The organism is Ramlibacter sp. Leaf400, assembly GCF_001424545.1.
Taxonomy (GTDB): domain Bacteria; phylum Pseudomonadota; class Gammaproteobacteria; order Burkholderiales; family Burkholderiaceae_C; genus Ramlibacter.
This window is the reverse complement of the sequence record NZ_LMQL01000008.1, coordinates 77,153-90,800: the sequence shown is the minus strand read 5'-3', so window position 1 is coordinate 90,800 and position 13,648 is coordinate 77,153. Positions and strand designations below refer to the sequence as shown.

The 13,648-nt window shown below is 71.2% G+C and carries 15 protein-coding genes; 8 read left to right on the top strand and 7 right to left on the bottom strand.

The features are described from left to right. Genes ASG30_RS06640 through hpaR form a run of 3 tightly spaced genes read right to left on the bottom strand, consistent with a single transcriptional unit; the run spans window position 1 to window position 1,846 of the window. Window positions 1-747 carry a fumarylacetoacetate hydrolase family protein gene (locus ASG30_RS06640; RefSeq protein WP_055894225.1) on the bottom strand — a complete coding sequence of 249 codons (747 nt, stop codon included), beginning with the start codon at window positions 745-747 and terminating at the stop codon, window positions 1-3. Continuing rightward, complete coding sequence (locus ASG30_RS06635) at window positions 744-1,355, bottom strand: fumarylacetoacetate hydrolase family protein (protein WP_055894223.1); 612 nt, start codon at window positions 1,353-1,355, stop codon at window positions 744-746. Before ASG30_RS06635 ends, ASG30_RS06640 begins: the two co-directional genes overlap by 4 nt. Continuing rightward, window positions 1,352-1,846 (bottom strand): homoprotocatechuate degradation operon regulator HpaR, encoded by a 495-nt coding sequence (hpaR, locus tag ASG30_RS06630; protein ID WP_055894222.1) that lies wholly within the window; start codon window positions 1,844-1,846, stop codon window positions 1,352-1,354. The genes ASG30_RS06635 and hpaR overlap by 4 nt, the downstream gene beginning before the upstream one ends. 176 nt (window positions 1,847-2,022) lie before the next feature. Here hpaR and radA point away from each other — a divergent pair, with 176 nt between their 5' ends. The 5 genes from radA to waaF are packed head-to-tail and all read left to right on the top strand — an operon-like array spanning window position 2,023 to window position 6,065. Further along, window positions 2,023-3,399: a DNA repair protein RadA gene (radA, locus tag ASG30_RS06625; RefSeq protein ID WP_055894220.1), complete on the top strand. Its 1,377-nt coding sequence runs from the start codon at window positions 2,023-2,025 to the stop codon at window positions 3,397-3,399. A gap of 26 nt (window positions 3,400-3,425) precedes the next feature. Beyond that, window positions 3,426-3,848, top strand: coding sequence for a glycerate kinase (locus tag ASG30_RS06620; protein WP_200947259.1), 423 nt, complete (start codon window positions 3,426-3,428; stop codon window positions 3,846-3,848). A gap of 36 nt (window positions 3,849-3,884) precedes the next feature. Further along, window positions 3,885-4,820 (top strand): branched-chain amino acid transaminase, encoded by a 936-nt coding sequence (locus tag ASG30_RS06615; protein WP_055894218.1) that lies wholly within the window; start codon window positions 3,885-3,887, stop codon window positions 4,818-4,820. 8 nt (window positions 4,821-4,828) lie between these two features. After that, window positions 4,829-5,056, top strand: a complete 228-nt coding sequence (locus ASG30_RS06610; RefSeq protein WP_055894214.1) for a zinc-finger domain-containing protein — start codon at window positions 4,829-4,831, stop codon at window positions 5,054-5,056. Window positions 5,057-5,063: 7 nt separating this feature from the next. Next, window positions 5,064-6,065, top strand: a complete 1,002-nt coding sequence (waaF, locus tag ASG30_RS06605; protein ID WP_055894212.1) for a lipopolysaccharide heptosyltransferase II — start codon at window positions 5,064-5,066, stop codon at window positions 6,063-6,065. Here waaF and ASG30_RS06600 read toward each other — a convergent pair. Continuing rightward, the gene (locus tag ASG30_RS06600) at window positions 6,044-6,904 is read right to left on the bottom strand and encodes a LysR family transcriptional regulator (RefSeq protein WP_055894210.1); all 861 of its coding nucleotides are present in this window, start codon (window positions 6,902-6,904) and stop codon (window positions 6,044-6,046) included. The two genes, waaF and ASG30_RS06600, sit on opposite strands and share 22 nt — an antisense overlap. Window positions 6,905-6,970: 66 nt before the next feature. Between ASG30_RS06600 and ASG30_RS06595 the strand changes: the two genes are divergently transcribed. Then, complete coding sequence (locus ASG30_RS06595) at window positions 6,971-8,179, top strand: YbfB/YjiJ family MFS transporter (RefSeq protein ID WP_055894209.1); 1,209 nt, start codon at window positions 6,971-6,973, stop codon at window positions 8,177-8,179. Continuing rightward, window positions 8,169-8,792 (top strand): carboxymuconolactone decarboxylase family protein, encoded by a 624-nt coding sequence (locus ASG30_RS06590; protein WP_082521934.1) that lies wholly within the window; start codon window positions 8,169-8,171, stop codon window positions 8,790-8,792. The genes ASG30_RS06595 and ASG30_RS06590 overlap by 11 nt, the downstream gene beginning before the upstream one ends. On the opposite strand, the gene ASG30_RS06585 is transcribed toward ASG30_RS06590, so the two are convergent. Beyond that, a complete protein-coding gene (locus tag ASG30_RS06585) occupies window positions 8,789-9,979 on the bottom strand; it encodes a sensor histidine kinase (protein WP_055894207.1) in 1,191 nt (396 codons plus the stop codon). The two genes, ASG30_RS06590 and ASG30_RS06585, sit on opposite strands and share 4 nt — an antisense overlap. Window positions 9,980-9,991: 12 nt before the next feature. Then, window positions 9,992-10,705, bottom strand: a complete 714-nt coding sequence (locus ASG30_RS06580) for a response regulator (protein ID WP_055894206.1) — start codon at window positions 10,703-10,705, stop codon at window positions 9,992-9,994. A 90-nt stretch (window positions 10,706-10,795) separates the two neighbouring features. Between ASG30_RS06580 and ASG30_RS06575 the strand changes: the two genes are divergently transcribed. Next, the gene (locus ASG30_RS06575; protein WP_055894204.1) at window positions 10,796-12,274 is read left to right on the top strand and encodes a class I adenylate-forming enzyme family protein; all 1,479 of its coding nucleotides are present in this window, start codon (window positions 10,796-10,798) and stop codon (window positions 12,272-12,274) included. On the opposite strand, the gene ASG30_RS06570 is transcribed toward ASG30_RS06575, so the two are convergent. Beyond that, window positions 12,271-13,647: an AmpG family muropeptide MFS transporter gene (locus ASG30_RS06570; RefSeq protein ID WP_055894203.1), complete on the bottom strand. Its 1,377-nt coding sequence runs from the start codon at window positions 13,645-13,647 to the stop codon at window positions 12,271-12,273. The genes ASG30_RS06575 and ASG30_RS06570 overlap by 4 nt on opposite strands. Between the last annotated feature and the right edge of the window lies 1 nt (window position 13,648).

Here is a 13,648-nt window from a genome sequence, read left to right as displayed (position 1 = left end):
CTACTGCAGTGTGTTGACGAGCGCGCCCAGGCGCTCGATCTCGGTGACGACCACGTCGCCCGGGCGGCAGTCCACCACGCCGTCGGGCGTGCCGGTCAGGATCAGGTCGCCGGGCTGGAGGGTCATGAAGCTGGAGAAGTATTCGATGAGGAAGGGCACGTCGAAGATCATGTCCTTCGTGTGGCCGGACTGCGTGACCTTGCCGTTCACCGTGGTGCTCAGCGCCAGGTCCATCGGGTTCGGCACGTCGCCGCGGTCCACCAGGAAAGGGCCCAGCGGCGTGGTGCCGTCGCGGTTCTTCACCCGCAGGTTGGGCCGGTACCAGTTCTCCAGGTAGTCGCGGATCGCGTAGTCGTTGGCCACGGTGTAGCCGGCGACGAAGTCGTAGGCGTCGTCGCGGCGCACGCGGCGGGCGGTCTTGCCGATCACGACGGTCAGCTCGCACTCGTAGTGCATGAACTGCACGTCCGGCGGACGGCGGGTGAACTGGCGGTGGCCGTTGAGGGCGCGCTCGCCCTTCAGGAAGACCAGCGGCTCCTCCGGCGCCTTGAACGCCAGCTCCTTGGCGTGGTCGGCGTAGTTCAGGCCCAGCGCGAGGATGGTGCGCGGCTGCGCCGTGGGCTCGACCGGCGGCAGCCAGGTGACGGCGTCGAAGGCGACCAGCCGGCCGTCGGACAGGAGCAGCTGGCCGTCGCGCTCGATGGCGCGCTGGGTCCGGCCTTCGTGGACCACGCGGGCGTGCTTCATGCGGCCTCCGGCACGAGGGTGTTGGACAGGGTGCCGAGCGCGGACGAGCGCAGCTCGATGCGGTCGCCGGCGCGGGCGTGCGGGCGCGGGGCATCGCAGCCGAGCAGCAGCACGTCGCCTTCGCCCAGCGTCATGAACTCGGCGACGTCGGCCAGCAGCCGCTGCGGGTCGCGCACCAGGGCGTCGAAGCGCACGGCCTGGCGCAGCTCGCCGTTGACGAACACCTCGATCTGCAGCGCAGCCGGGTCGGCCGCGCGCACCTCCGCGCCGATGCCCAGGAACCCGTCCAGGCACTTGAACTTCACCGGCGGCCTGAAGAAGCTGGCATGCGGGATCGACAGGTCGTTCATCAGCACGCAGCCCGCCACTTCGGTGGCCGACTTCATCACCAGGCCCACGGTGGCGCCGATCTCGACCTCGGGCACGCGCTGCGGGACCGGGATGTCGACGCCATGCGGACTGAAGGTGTTGGCGGTCTTGACGTACAGGATGGGCGCCTTGGGCGGGGCCTTGTAGGGCGCCTCGTGCATCTGCGCCGACAGCGCTTCGTGCTCGCTGCGGAAATTCAGCAGCGTGCCGTACACGGTGCCTTGGGGGAGGTAGCTCATGCGGTGGCTTCCGGTCGCCGGGCGGAACGCCCGGGCTTGGTCACCCGGCAGGCGTCGCCGCCGGGTTGTTCGAGTTCGATGAGTTCATCGAGCAGCTGGTACAGCTGCCCGAGCTTCTGCTTGCCCAGGGTGTTCTCCATCCATTGGTAGTGCGCCTCGACCGCGTTCGACAGCCTGTCCACGAGCTTGCGGCCCTTGGTGGTGGCTTCCACGACGGTGCGGCGCTGGTCGGCGGGATCGCGTTCGCGGCGGATCAGCCCGTCGCGCTCCATGCGCGCGAGCACGCCGGTGAGGCTGGGCCCGAGGATGAAGGCCTCGCGCGCCACCCGGCCGGTCTCGACCGTGCCGTGTTCGCCCAGCACGCGCAGCACGCGCCACTGCTGGTCCGACAGGCCATGCTCGCGCAGGCGGGGGCGGTTGTGGGCCATGACGGCTTCGCGGGCCTGCAGCAGCAGGCGCGGGAGGTTGCGGTGGGTGAACGAGGTGCTCATGGCGGCGATTGCTTAATATGTTAAATGAGTTGGCGGGGACCGCGCAAGGGCAACGTCCCTGTCGCCAGGAGGGGCGGTCAAAGCGCCAACGCTGAGCCTGCGCTGCACCGGCTATCCGCCCTGTGCAACCCGCTGCTGCGCGAGGGCGCCGCGCAAGTGCTCGCCTACACTGCCGCGTGGCCAAAGACCGAACGACCTACAGCTGCACCGAGTGCGGCGGCAGCACGCCGAAGTGGCAGGGCAAATGCCCGCAGTGCAACGCCTGGAACACGCTGATCGAGACCGTGGCGGAAGCCCCGGCCTCGCAGCGGCACCGCTTCGCCTCCCTCGCGCCCACCGCCGGGGTCGCCGTGCTGGCCGACATCGAGGCCAGCGAAGTGGCCCGCACGCCCACCGGCATCGGCGAGCTCGACCGCGTGCTGGGCGGCGGCATCGTGGAAGGCGGCGTGGTGCTGATCGGCGGCGATCCCGGCATCGGCAAGTCCACCCTGCTGCTGCAGGCGCTGGACGGCCTGCAGCGCGCGGCCATCCCCTGCCTGTACGTCACCGGCGAGGAGTCCGGCGCGCAGGTGGCGCTGCGCTCGCGCCGGCTCGGGCTGGACAACTCGCAGGTGCAGGTGCTGGCCGAGATCCAGCTGGAGAAGATCCTGGGCACGCTGGCGGCCATCAAGCCGTCCGTGGCCGTGATCGACTCGATCCAGACCGTCTACTCCGACCAGCTCACCTCGGCGCCCGGCTCGGTGGCGCAGGTGCGCGAATGCGCCGCGCACCTGACGCGTGCGGCCAAGTCCTCGGGCACCTGCATCGTCCTCGTGGGCCACGTGACCAAGGAAGGCGCGCTGGCCGGCCCGCGCGTGCTGGAGCACATGGTGGACACCGTGCTCTATTTCGAGGGCGACACGCATTCCAGCTTCCGCCTCGTGCGGGCGATCAAGAACCGCTTCGGCGCCGTCAACGAGATCGGCGTCTTCGCGATGACCGAGAAGGGCCTCAAGGGCGTGGCCAATCCCAGCGCGATCTTCCTGTCGCAGCATGCCGAACCGGTGCCCGGCAGCTGCGTGCTCGTCACGCTGGAGGGCACGCGGCCCATGCTGGTCGAGGTGCAGGCGCTGGTGGACACCGGCGGCCCCAGCCCGCGGCGCCTGTCGGTCGGCCTGGAACGCGATCGGCTGGCGATGCTGCTGGCCGTGCTGCACCGCCATGCCGGCGTGGCCTGCATGGACCAGGACGTGTTCGTCAACGCGGTCGGCGGCGTGCGCATCACCGAGCCGGCGGCCGACCTGGCCGTGATGCTGTCCATCACCTCGTCGCTGCGCGGCCGCCCGCTGCCCAAGGGCTTCATCGCCTTCGGCGAAGTGGGCCTGGCCGGCGAAGTGCGGCCGGCGCCGCGCGGGCAGGAGCGGTTGCGCGAGGCCGCCAAGCTCGGCTTCTCGGTGGCGGTCGTGCCCCGGGCCAACGCGCCGAAGAAGGGCAGCCGCGACATCGAGGGCCTCACCATCCACGCGGTGGACCGCATCGAGGAAGCCATGGAAGTGGTGCGCGGGCTGGACTGACCCGTGGTGGCGCGACAATCGCGCCCATGAATTGGCAACGAATCTTCGTCCCCATCGCCGGCGTGGCGCTGGTGGCCATGGCCTGGCGCACCTGGGGCTGGCCCGGGGTGGCGCTGGTGGCAGGCGGCATCGTCATGTGGGCCCTGCTGAACTTCACCCGCATGACCGGCGTGCTGCGGCGGGCGGCCGACCTGCCGGTCGGCTACGTGGGCAGCGCCGTCATGCTGCATTCCCGGCTGCGTCCCAGGCTCACCCTGCTGCACGTGATCGGCCTGACCCGCGCGCTGGGCGAGCAGCTGTCGCCCAAGGACGAGCAGCCGGAGGTGTTCCGCTGGACCGACGGCTCGGGGTCGCACGTGACCTGCGAGTTCGCCCAGGGCAAGCTGGTGCGGTGGACGCTGGAGCGCCCGCCGGCCGATGAGCCGTCCCCGCCCGAGCCGGCTCAGTAAAATCGCCCGTTTGCTTTCCCTTCCCAAGGACGAGACATGACTGCACTGCCCTCCATGGCCGACCGCGACGGCAAGATCTGGATGGACGGCGAGCTGGTGGACTGGCGCGACGCCAAGATCCACGTGCTGACCCACACCCTCCACTACGGCTGCGGCGCGTTCGAGGGCGTCCGCGCCTACAACACCGTGAACGGCACCGCCGTCTTCCGGCTTCAGGAGCACACGGACCGCCTGTTCAACAGCGCCAAGATCCTGCGCATGCAGCTGCCCTTCAGCAAGGAGCAGGTCAACGAGGCGCAAAAGCAGGTGGTGCGCGCCAACAAGCTGGAGAGCTGCTACATCCGGCCGCTGACCTGGATCGGCTCGCAGAAGCTGGGCGTCAGCCCCCGGGGCAACACCATCCACATGATGGTCGCGGCCTGGGCCTGGGGCGCCTACCTGGGCGAGGAAGGCCTCAAGCGCGGCATCCGCGTCAAGACTTCCAGCTACACCCGCCACCACGTCAACATCACGATGACGCAGGCCAAGGCGGTGTCCAACTACAGCAACTCCATCCTGGCCAACATGGAGGCCCTGGACGACGGCTACGACGAGGCCCTGCTGCTGGACAGCTCCGGCTTCGTCAGCGAAGGCGCCGGCGAGAACGTCTTCGTGGTCAAGGACGGCGTGATCTACACCCCCGACCTGTCGGCCGGCGCCCTCAACGGCATCACCCGCAACACGGTGTTCCACATCTGCAAGGACCTCGGCATCGAGCTGGTGCAAAAGCGCATCACCCGCGACGAGGTCTACATCTCGGACGAGGCCTTCTTCACCGGCACGGCCGCCGAAGTCACGCCGATCCGCGAGCTGGACCGGGTGGAGATCGGCGCCGGCTCCCGCGGCCCGATCACCGAGAAGATCCAGAACGCGTTCTTCGACATCGTGAACGGCCGCAATCCCAAGTACGCCCACTGGCTCACCAAGGTCTGAGGCCGCACATGGACGCCCCCACGAAGAAGCCCCTCACCGTCGTCGAACTGCGCGCCAGCGACCTCAACGGCAACGGCGGGGTGTTCTGCCCCAGCCCGGTGGCCGGCATGAAGCTGTGGAACACGCACCCGCGCATCTTCCTGGACGTGGCCGGCACGGGTGAGGCGCGCTGCGCCTACTGCGGCACGATCTACAAGCTCAAGGAAGGCGAGCACTTCGGCCACGGCGGCCACTGACCGCACCGTGGGTCGCTCCCTCGTCATCGCCCCGCAGTGGATCGGCGATGCCGTGATGACCGGGCCGCTGCTGCGCCGCCTGCACGCGCGCGGTGAGCGGCTGACCGTCGGCGCCGTTCCCTGGGTGGCGCCGGTCTACCGGGCCATGCCCCAGGTCGACGAAGTCATCGAGTTCCCCTTCCAGCACGGCGGCCTGCAGTGGGCCGCGCGCCGGAAGCTGGGCCGCGAAATGCAGGGGCGGTTCGACACGGCCTACGTGCTGCCCAATTCGCTCAAGAGCGCCTTGCTGCCTTTCCTGGCCAGCATCCCGCGGCGGGTCGGCTACCTCGGGGAAGCGCGCGTGGGCCTGCTCACGCACCGCCTGAAGAACCCGAAGAACAAGCCGCCGATGGTGGCCTTCTATTCGGCGCTGAGCGGCGACACGGCCGGGCTGGAGCACGACCGGCCGGTGCTGCAACTGGACCCGCGCGAGATCGACGCCGCGCTCGCCTCGCAAGGCCTGGCCCGCGGCGGCTATGTCGTCTTCGCGCCGGGCGCCGAGTTCGGACCGTCCAAGCGCTGGCCGGCCGAGCACTACGCAGCGCTGGCGCTGTCGGTGTCGCAGCCGGTGCTGCTGCTCGGCTCGGGTAAGGACTCGCCGGTGTGCGAGGCCATCGCCGCGGCCGCGCCCAACGGCCGCAACCTGGCCGGCCGCACCTCGCTGATGCAGGCCTTCGCCCTCATCGCCGCGGCGCGCGCCGTCGTCAGCAACGACTCGGGCCTGATGCACGTGGCCGCGGCCTTCGGCGTGCCGCAGGTGGCGCTGTTCGGCTCCTCCAGCCCGCTGCACACGCCGCCGCTCAACGACGCGGCGCGCGTGGTCTGGCTGAAGGACGACCCCGGCTACCAGCCGCCGCTGGACTGCGCGCCCTGCTTCGCGCGCGAATGCCCGCTGGGGCACCACCGGTGCCTGCGCGACGTGGCGCCGCAGCGCGTGGCCGACCTGCTTCAGGCCGCCAGCAGCGCCTGAAGCCCCAGCAGCGCCGTGGACGGCGCGCCGTTCCACACCAGGTGGGTGCGGTTGCGCCGCACTCGGGCGGGCAGCTCGTGCTGCTGCACGTCGCCGGCCGAGCGCAGCGCCAGCAGCAGCGAGCGCGGCACCACCGCAAAGCCCGTCCCCGCCGCCACGCAGGCGATCATGGCCTGGTAGGACGCGAACTCCAGCGTACGCGCCGGCATCACGGCCGAAGCGCCCAGCCACTCCTCCAGCCGCTTGCGGTACGAGCAGCCGGTGGCGAAGGCGATCACGGTGCGGCCCTCCAGGTCGGCCGCGCGCCGCACGGCGGGCACGTCCTTGCCGGTGATGAGCACCAGCTCCTCGTCGAACACCTTCAGCGCCTCCAGGCCCGGAGCGCTGAAGGGTTCGGACACGAACGCGGCTTCCAGCTCGAAGTTCGTGACCCGCTGGATGAGCGCGCCGGTGGTGCCGGTGGCCAGCTCCACCACCACGCCGGGGTAGAGGCCGTGGAACTTCGACAGCAGCGGCCCCAGCCGGCTGCCCGCCGTGCTCTCCAGCGAGCCGATGCGAAAGGCCCCCATCGGCTTGCCGGTGCGCAGCTCGCTCTCGGCCTCGTCGGCCAGGCGGAACAAACGCTGGGTGTACGACAGCAAGAGTTCGCCCTCGGGCGACAGCACGATGGAGCGGCCCTGGCGGCGGAACAGCGCCAGGCCCAGACGCTGCTCGAGCTGCTTGATGCGCGTGGTCACGTTGGACTGCACGCGGCCGAGCTTGTCGGCCGCGCGGATGATGCCGCCCTCCTGCACCACGGCCCGGAAGATCTCCAGCGAGTCGAGGTCGATCGTTCTCACGGCAAGAATGGTCCTTCTCGAAAATTCATTTGTGCGTGCAGTCCATTCTGGGTGTAATGGCCCGCCATGGCAAACCCGCAAGCGCCCCACCGCGAGCCGCCCGCCTGGGCCATCGGCCTGGCCGGCCTGCTGTCGCTGGCGGTCGCGATGGGCGTGGGGCGCTTCGCCTTCACGCCGATGCTGCCGCTCATGGTCCAGGCCGGGCAGCTCGACGTGGCCGGCGGCGGCTGGCTGGCCGCGGCCAATTACGCGGGCTACCTGGTCGGCGCACTCACCGCCGCGCGCACGGGCTGGACCGCGTCGCGCCTGTCGCTCGTCGCCCTGCTGTCCACGGCCGCGCTGACGGCAGCGATGGCGCTGCCGGGGCCGCTGGCCTGGTGGGCCGCGCTGCGCTTGCTGGCGGGCGTGGCCAGCGCGTGGGCCTTCGTGGGCACCAGCATCTGGTGCCTGTCGGCGCTGGCGCGCAGCGGGCCGAGCGCGTGGAACAGCGCCCTCTACTCGGGGGTGGGCCTGGGCATCGCGCTGGCGGGCCTCTACTGCTGGGGGGGCGCAGCGGCGGGGCAGGGGCCCATGGCCTTGTGGCTGCAGCTCGGTGCGCTGGCGCTGCTGCTGGTCGTTCCCGTCCTGGGGGTGCTGGCCCGTGTCGCGCGACCGGAGACGGGCACCGCCGCGAAGCCGCCATCCGCAACGATGCCACCGGGCAGCACCGGCCTGGTCGTCTGCTACGCCCTGCTGGGCTTCGGCTACATCCTGCCGGCCACCTTCCTGCCGGTGCTGGCCCGCGCCGTGGTGGAGGACCCGCGCCTGTTCGGCCTGGCCTGGCCGGTGTTCGGCGCGACGGCCGCCGTGTCGACCCTGGTCGCGGCCGCGCTGCTGCGCCGCGCCTCGCGGCTGCAGGTCTGGTCGGCGTCGCACGTGCTGATGGGCGTCGGCGTGCTGCTGCCCAGCCTGTGGCGCAGCGGCTGGACCATCGCCCTGTCCGCGCTCCTGGTTGGCGGCACCTTCATGGTGGTGACGCTGGCCGGCGTGCAGGAGATCCGTGCGCGCGCCCAGGGCGATGCCACGGCGCTGGTCGGCCGGATGACCGCGGCCTTCGCGCTCGGCCAGATCGCCGGACCGGTGTCGTCGTCGCTGCTGCTGCAGCTGTCGCCCGAGCACGGCCTGGCGCTTGCGCTGCAGGCCGGCGCGCTCGCCCTGTTCGCCAGCGCTGCGTGGCTCTGGCGCGCCACCCTTGTTCCCAAGACGGACCTGCCGGAGACCTCCCATGCCCGATGACACTTCCACCTCGCCCGAAGCCCTGCGCCAAGGATCCACCCAGCCCTGGCGCGAGCGCATGCCGCTGCCCGCGATGGAGTCCATGACCCCGCCGCAGCGCGCCGCCGCGCAGGCGCTGATCGACGGTCCGCGCAAGGGCGTGTTTGGCCCGTTCCTGCCATTGATGCGCAGCCCCGTGCTGCTGGAGCGCGTCGCCAGGGTCGGCGAGTACCTGCGCTTCGAGAGCGTGCTGGACGCGCGCATCCGCGAGCTGGCCACTTGCGCCGCGGCGCGGCACGTCGGCAACCAGTTCGAGTGGCACATGCATGCGCCGCTGGCGGCGAAGGCCGGCGTGGACGCCGGCGCCATCGATGCGCTGCGCCAGGGCGCGCGGCCCGCGTCCGGCCTGAAGGAGGACGAGGCGCTGGCACTGGACTTCGCGCTGGAACTGCTGCGCACCAACGGCAGCAGCGAGCTCACCTACGAGCGTGCCCTGCGCGCGTTCGGCGAGCAGGGCGTGGTGGAACTCACCACCCTGGTCGGCTACTTCGTGATGGTGAACTGGCTGATGAACGTGGCCCACACGCCCGCGCAGGCGAGCGCCGGCGCGGACATGACGCCTTTTCCGCTCTAGATCGGCAGCCGCAGCACGAAGCAAGCGCCGCCGCCCTCGCGCGCCTCGCAGTGCACCGTGCCGTGGTGGCGCTGCGCGATCGATCGCACCAGGGCCAGCCCCAGGCCGACGCCGCCTTCGCGCTCGCTGGCGCCGGGCAGGCGGTAGAAGGGCTCGAAGATGCGTTCGCGCTGGTCGGCCGGCACGCCCGGGCCGCGGTCGCACACGCGCACCACGGCGTGCTGGCCGTCGCGGTGGACCTCGACCTCGGCCGGCCCTTCGGCATAACGGCGAGCGTTTTCCAGCAGGTTGCGGATCGCGCGGCGCAGCAGCTTGGCCACGCCGTCGACCGCGAGCCCGTCGGCCACGCCCTGTGCCGAGAGTTCTGCGCCGGTCTGGGCGCATTCCTCGGCGGCCAGGCCGGTGAGGTCCACCGGCTCGAAAGTGCCGATGTCGGTCTCGCGCGCGTCCAGCCGGCTGGCCAGCAGGATCTCGTCGATCAGCTGGTCGAGCTCGCCGATGTTGCGCAGCAACTCCTGCCGCTGCACCGGCGTGGGCGGGCCGTCCAGCAGCTCCAGCGCCATGCGGATGCGCGCCAGCGGCGAGCGCAGCTCGTGCGATGCATTGGCCAGCAGCGACTTGTGGCTCTGCACCAGGGTTTCGACGCGCTGTGCCGCATGGTTGAAGCGGCGCGCCAGGAACGCGACTTCGTCGTGGCCGCTCTCGTCGACCCGCGCGGCCAGGTCGCCGCGCCCCCAGCGTTCCACGCCCGCGCGCAGGTTCTCCAGCCGCATCGTGAGCCGCCGGATGATCGGGTAGCTGCCCACCACCATCGCCAGCGCCACGATGCCCAGCAGCCAGAACAGCCCCGTCGGGCCGCGCGGCAGGTACAGCCGCATGCCGCCCGGCCCCTCGCCCGGGCGGCGCTGGCGGGGCGGAACCTGCACGGTGAGCGTGCGGCCGTCCTTGAGCGTCACCTCGGCTTCCCAGCCCTGGCCGGGCTGGCGGTTGGCGCGGGTGGCCTGGCCCTGGCCCAGAACCTGGCCGGCGTCGTCGCGGAGGATGATCTCGCGCGCCGACTGCGCCTGCTCGGTGCGCACCTGGTCGCGGTACAGCTCCCACAGCGCGCCGAACGCCAGCGTGAGCAGGGCGACGGCGACGATGACCGCGAGCCAGATCCGGAGGTAGAGGGGAAAGCGGAGTTTCACGAGCGCGGCGGGTCAGTCTTGCTGCTTGGCGAAGACGTACCCGACGCCGCGCACGGTGAGGATGCGCTTGGGGTTCTTCACGTCCGCCTCGATGGCGGCGCGGATGCGGCCCATGTGCACGTCGATCGAGCGGTCGAAGGCTTCCAGCTCGCGACCGCGCACCGCTTCCATGATCTGGTCGCGGGTGAGCACGCGGCCGGCCCGCTCAGCCAGCGCGACCAGCAGGTCGAACTGGTAGGAGGTGAGCTCGCGCAGCTCGCTGCCGACGGTGACGGTGCGCGCGTCGCGGTCGATCTCCAGCGAGCCGAAGCGCATGTGCTTGGCCGTGGGCGGCGCGCCTTCGCCGCGGCGCCGCAGGATGGCGCGGATGCGGGCGAGCAACTCGCGCGGCTCGAAAGGCTTGGGCAGGTAGTCATCGGCGCCGATCTCCAGGCCGACGATGCGGTCCATCGGGTCGCCCTTGGCGGTGAGCATCAGCACCGGCACCCGGCCGGCCTCGCCCTGCATGGAGCGGATGCGGCGGCAGACCTCCAGCCCGTCCAGGTCGGGCAGCATCAGGTCGAGCACCACCAGGTCGGGCAGCTGGCCGTTGGCGGGCTCCTGCAGCAGCCCGAGGCCGGCCTTGGCGTCGACCGCCTTGGTCACGCCGAACCCGGAGCGCTCGAGGTACTCGCCCACCATCTGGGCCAGCCGCGCGTCGTCTTCGATCATCAGGAGTTGCTGCATGGGGGCAATGTTAGTCACGTGGACCGCCGATGTGGCCCAGCATCGGCAGCACGGCGAAAGAGGGCTTGTCGCGGCGGTAAAGTTAGGTAAATGGGCGTAGCCACTTTCCAGCCGCGAGACCTGCCGCAGGTGCTGGCGTTGCATGCGCGACGACAACCCGATGCGCCGGCGATGGTCTTCGACGGGCGGGTGCTCTCGTATTCGGCGCTGTCGGAGCGCGCGGCCTCCATCGCCGCGACCCTGTGGCACGACTGGGGCGTGCGGCCCGGCGACCGCGTCGCGTGGCTGGGGCTGAACCATGTGGAGCAGGTCGCGCTGCTGTTCGCGCTGGCGGGCATCGGCGCGGTGCTGCTGCCGCTGAATTTCCGGCTGGCGCCGGCCGAGTGGGACACGCTGGTGGCCGAATGCGGGCCTGCGCACCTCGTGCACGACGAAGCCTTCGCGCCCGCCGCGGCGGCACTGGGCGCTCGCAACGGAATGGCCGTGCACGCGCTGGCGTCGCTGCAAGGCGGCGGCGAGCATGCGGCGCCGGACCACGCCGCGGCCGATGCCGCCGTGCTGCTGGTGGCGACCTCCGGCACCACGAGCCGGCCCAAGGTCGCGGTCCACACCCAGGCCAACCTGCTGGCCAACATGCGCATCGCTTCCGCCGTGCAGCGGATGACGCCCCAGGACCGCGTACTCACGGTGCTGCCGCTGTTCCACGTCGGCGGCCTGTGCATCCAGACGCTGCCGGCGCTGTACGCGGGCGCGCAGGTGCTGCTGCATCCGCGGTTCACGCCCGAGGCGACGTTCGGGGCCCTGTCCCTCCATCGCCCGACGTTGACGCTGCAGGTGCCGGCGACGATGAAGGCGCTGGTCGAACATCCGGACTGGCCGCGGGCCGACCTGGCCAGCCTGCGCGCGGTGTGGGCCGGCTCCAGCCTGCTGCCGGCGCAGCTCGTGCAGGCTTTCCACGAACGCGGCCTTCCGGTGTGCAACGTCTACGGCGCGACGGAGACGGGGCCTTTCTCGATCGCGCTACCGCCGGAACACGCGTTCGACCACGTCGGGTCCTGTGGCTGGCCGCCGGAGGGTGTCGAGGTGCGGCTGGCCAACACCGGCAAGGACGGCAGCGGCGAGGTCTGCCTGCGGGCCGGCAACGTGGTGCAGCGCTACTGGCCCGACCAGCCGGCGTGCGATGCGGACGGCTGGTTCCGCACCGGCGACCTCGCGTCGCGGGCGGCCGACGGCAGCTACAGCATCGTGGGCCGCGCCAAGGAGCTGATCATCTCGGGCGGCGAGAACATCCACCCGGCCGAGATCGAGGCGCCGCTGTCGGACCACCCGGCCGTGCTGGAATGCGCCGCCTTCGGCGTGCCCGATGCGGACTGGGGCGAGGCGGTGGCCGTGGCCGTGGTGCTGCGCCCGGGGGCGCAGGCCAGCGACGAGGCCTTGCGCGAGCACCTGGCGGCGCGGCTGGCGCGGTTCAAGCTGCCGCGCCACTGGGTGCGGCTGGAGGCGCTGCCGAAGACGGCCTTGGGCAAGGTGCAGCGCCAGTCGCTGGCGGCGCGGGTCCGACGCGGCTAGGAAATCGCCTCGACCCGCGCGGGCGGTGCCTGCGTGTTCCCCGCCGCCGCGTGCATGCGCGAGGCGAACCACACCAGCAGCAGCACCGGCACGCCCAGGCAGGCGGTCACGGTGAAGAAGTTGCCGTAGCCGAACTGCTCCACGAACTTGCCCGAGAACCCGGCCAGCCACTTGGGCAGCAGCAGCATCATGGAGCTGAACAGCGCGTACTGCGTGGCGGAGTAGTTCACGTTGGTCAGGCTGGAGAGGTAGGCGATGAAGGCCGCCGAGGCGATGCCGGACGCCAGGTTGTCGGCCGAGATCACCAGCATCAGCGCCGGCACGTCGTGCCCGCGCGAGCCCAGCCAGGCGAACAGCAGGTTGCTGCCGGCGCTGAGCAGCGCGCCCAGCATCATCACCCGCATCACGCCCAGGCGCATCGCCATCAGGCCGCCGATGAAGGTGCCCAGCAGCGTCATGACCACGCCATAGACCTTGGTGATGTTGGCCACCTCGGTCTTGGTGAAGCCCATGTCGGAATAGAACGGGTTGGCCATGATGCCCATCACCACGTCGCTGATGCGGTAGACAGCGATCAGCGAGAGCACCAGCACGGCCTGGCTGCCGTAGCGGCGCAGGAATTCCGCGAAGGGCTCGACCAGGGTCTCGCGCAGCCACTGGGCGGCATCACGCGCCGGCGGCAGCACGCGGCGGATCGGCTCGGGCGACAGCAGCACGGTGAGGATGCCGACGGCCATCGAGCCGGCCATCACGAGGTAGGCGAAGCGCCAGGCCTCGTGCTGGTAGGTGACGCCGCCCGGCACCTCGGCGCGCGCGGCGATCCAGAACACGCCGGCGCCGGCCCAGATCATCGCAAGGCGGTAGCCGGTCTGGTAGGCCGCGGCGAGCGCGCCCTGCCGGTTGGCGTCGGCCGACTCGATGCGGAATGCGTCCAGCGCGATGTCTTGCGTGGCCGAGGCGAAGGCCACGCCCAGCGCGCACAACGCCACCAGCGTGCGGTCGACGGAAGGGTCGAACCAGGCCATGCCGACCAGGCCCGCCACGATGGCCGCCTGCGATACCAGCAGCCAGCTTCGCCGGCGCCCCAGCAGGCGCGTGAGCAGCGGCAGCGGCAGGCGGTCGACCAGCGGCGCCCAGGCCCACTTGAACGCGTAGGCGAGGCCGACCCAGGAGAGGTACCCGATGGTGGCGAGGTCGATGCCGGCTTCACGCAGGCGGAAGCTCAGCGTGCCCAGCACGAGCAGCAGCGGCAGCCCGGCCGAAAAACCCAGCGCCAGCATGCGCAGCGTAGGCGGCTCCGCATAGACCTTGAGGCTTGCGATCCAACCGGGGGCCGGGCTCGTCTGAGGCTGCGTGGGGCTTTTGTCTGACATC

Excerpts from the sequence above, each read along its gene's own strand:
- ASG30_RS06580 (WP_055894206.1), bottom strand. The coding sequence starts at position 10,705 with ATGCAGCAACTCCTGATGATCGAAGACGACGCGCGGCTGGCCCAGATG.
- ASG30_RS06615 (WP_055894218.1), top strand. The coding sequence starts at position 3,885 with ATGACTGCACTGCCCTCCATGGCCGACCGCGACGGCAAGATCTGGATG.
- ASG30_RS06595 (WP_055894209.1), top strand. The coding sequence starts at position 6,971 with ATGGCAAACCCGCAAGCGCCCCACCGCGAGCCGCCCGCCTGGGCCATC.
- ASG30_RS06610 (WP_055894214.1), top strand. The coding sequence starts at position 4,829 with ATGGACGCCCCCACGAAGAAGCCCCTCACCGTCGTCGAACTGCGCGCC.
- ASG30_RS06640 (WP_055894225.1), bottom strand. The coding sequence starts at position 747 with ATGAAGCACGCCCGCGTGGTCCACGAAGGCCGGACCCAGCGCGCCATC.
- ASG30_RS06575 (WP_055894204.1), top strand. The coding sequence starts at position 10,796 with ATGGGCGTAGCCACTTTCCAGCCGCGAGACCTGCCGCAGGTGCTGGCG.
- ASG30_RS06570 (WP_055894203.1), bottom strand. The coding sequence starts at position 13,647 with ATGTCAGACAAAAGCCCCACGCAGCCTCAGACGAGCCCGGCCCCCGGT.
- hpaR (WP_055894222.1), bottom strand. The coding sequence starts at position 1,846 with ATGAGCACCTCGTTCACCCACCGCAACCTCCCGCGCCTGCTGCTGCAG.
- ASG30_RS06590 (WP_082521934.1), top strand. The coding sequence starts at position 8,169 with ATGCCCGATGACACTTCCACCTCGCCCGAAGCCCTGCGCCAAGGATCC.
- ASG30_RS06620 (WP_200947259.1), top strand. The coding sequence starts at position 3,426 with ATGAATTGGCAACGAATCTTCGTCCCCATCGCCGGCGTGGCGCTGGTG.
- ASG30_RS06635 (WP_055894223.1), bottom strand. The coding sequence starts at position 1,355 with ATGAGCTACCTCCCCCAAGGCACCGTGTACGGCACGCTGCTGAATTTC.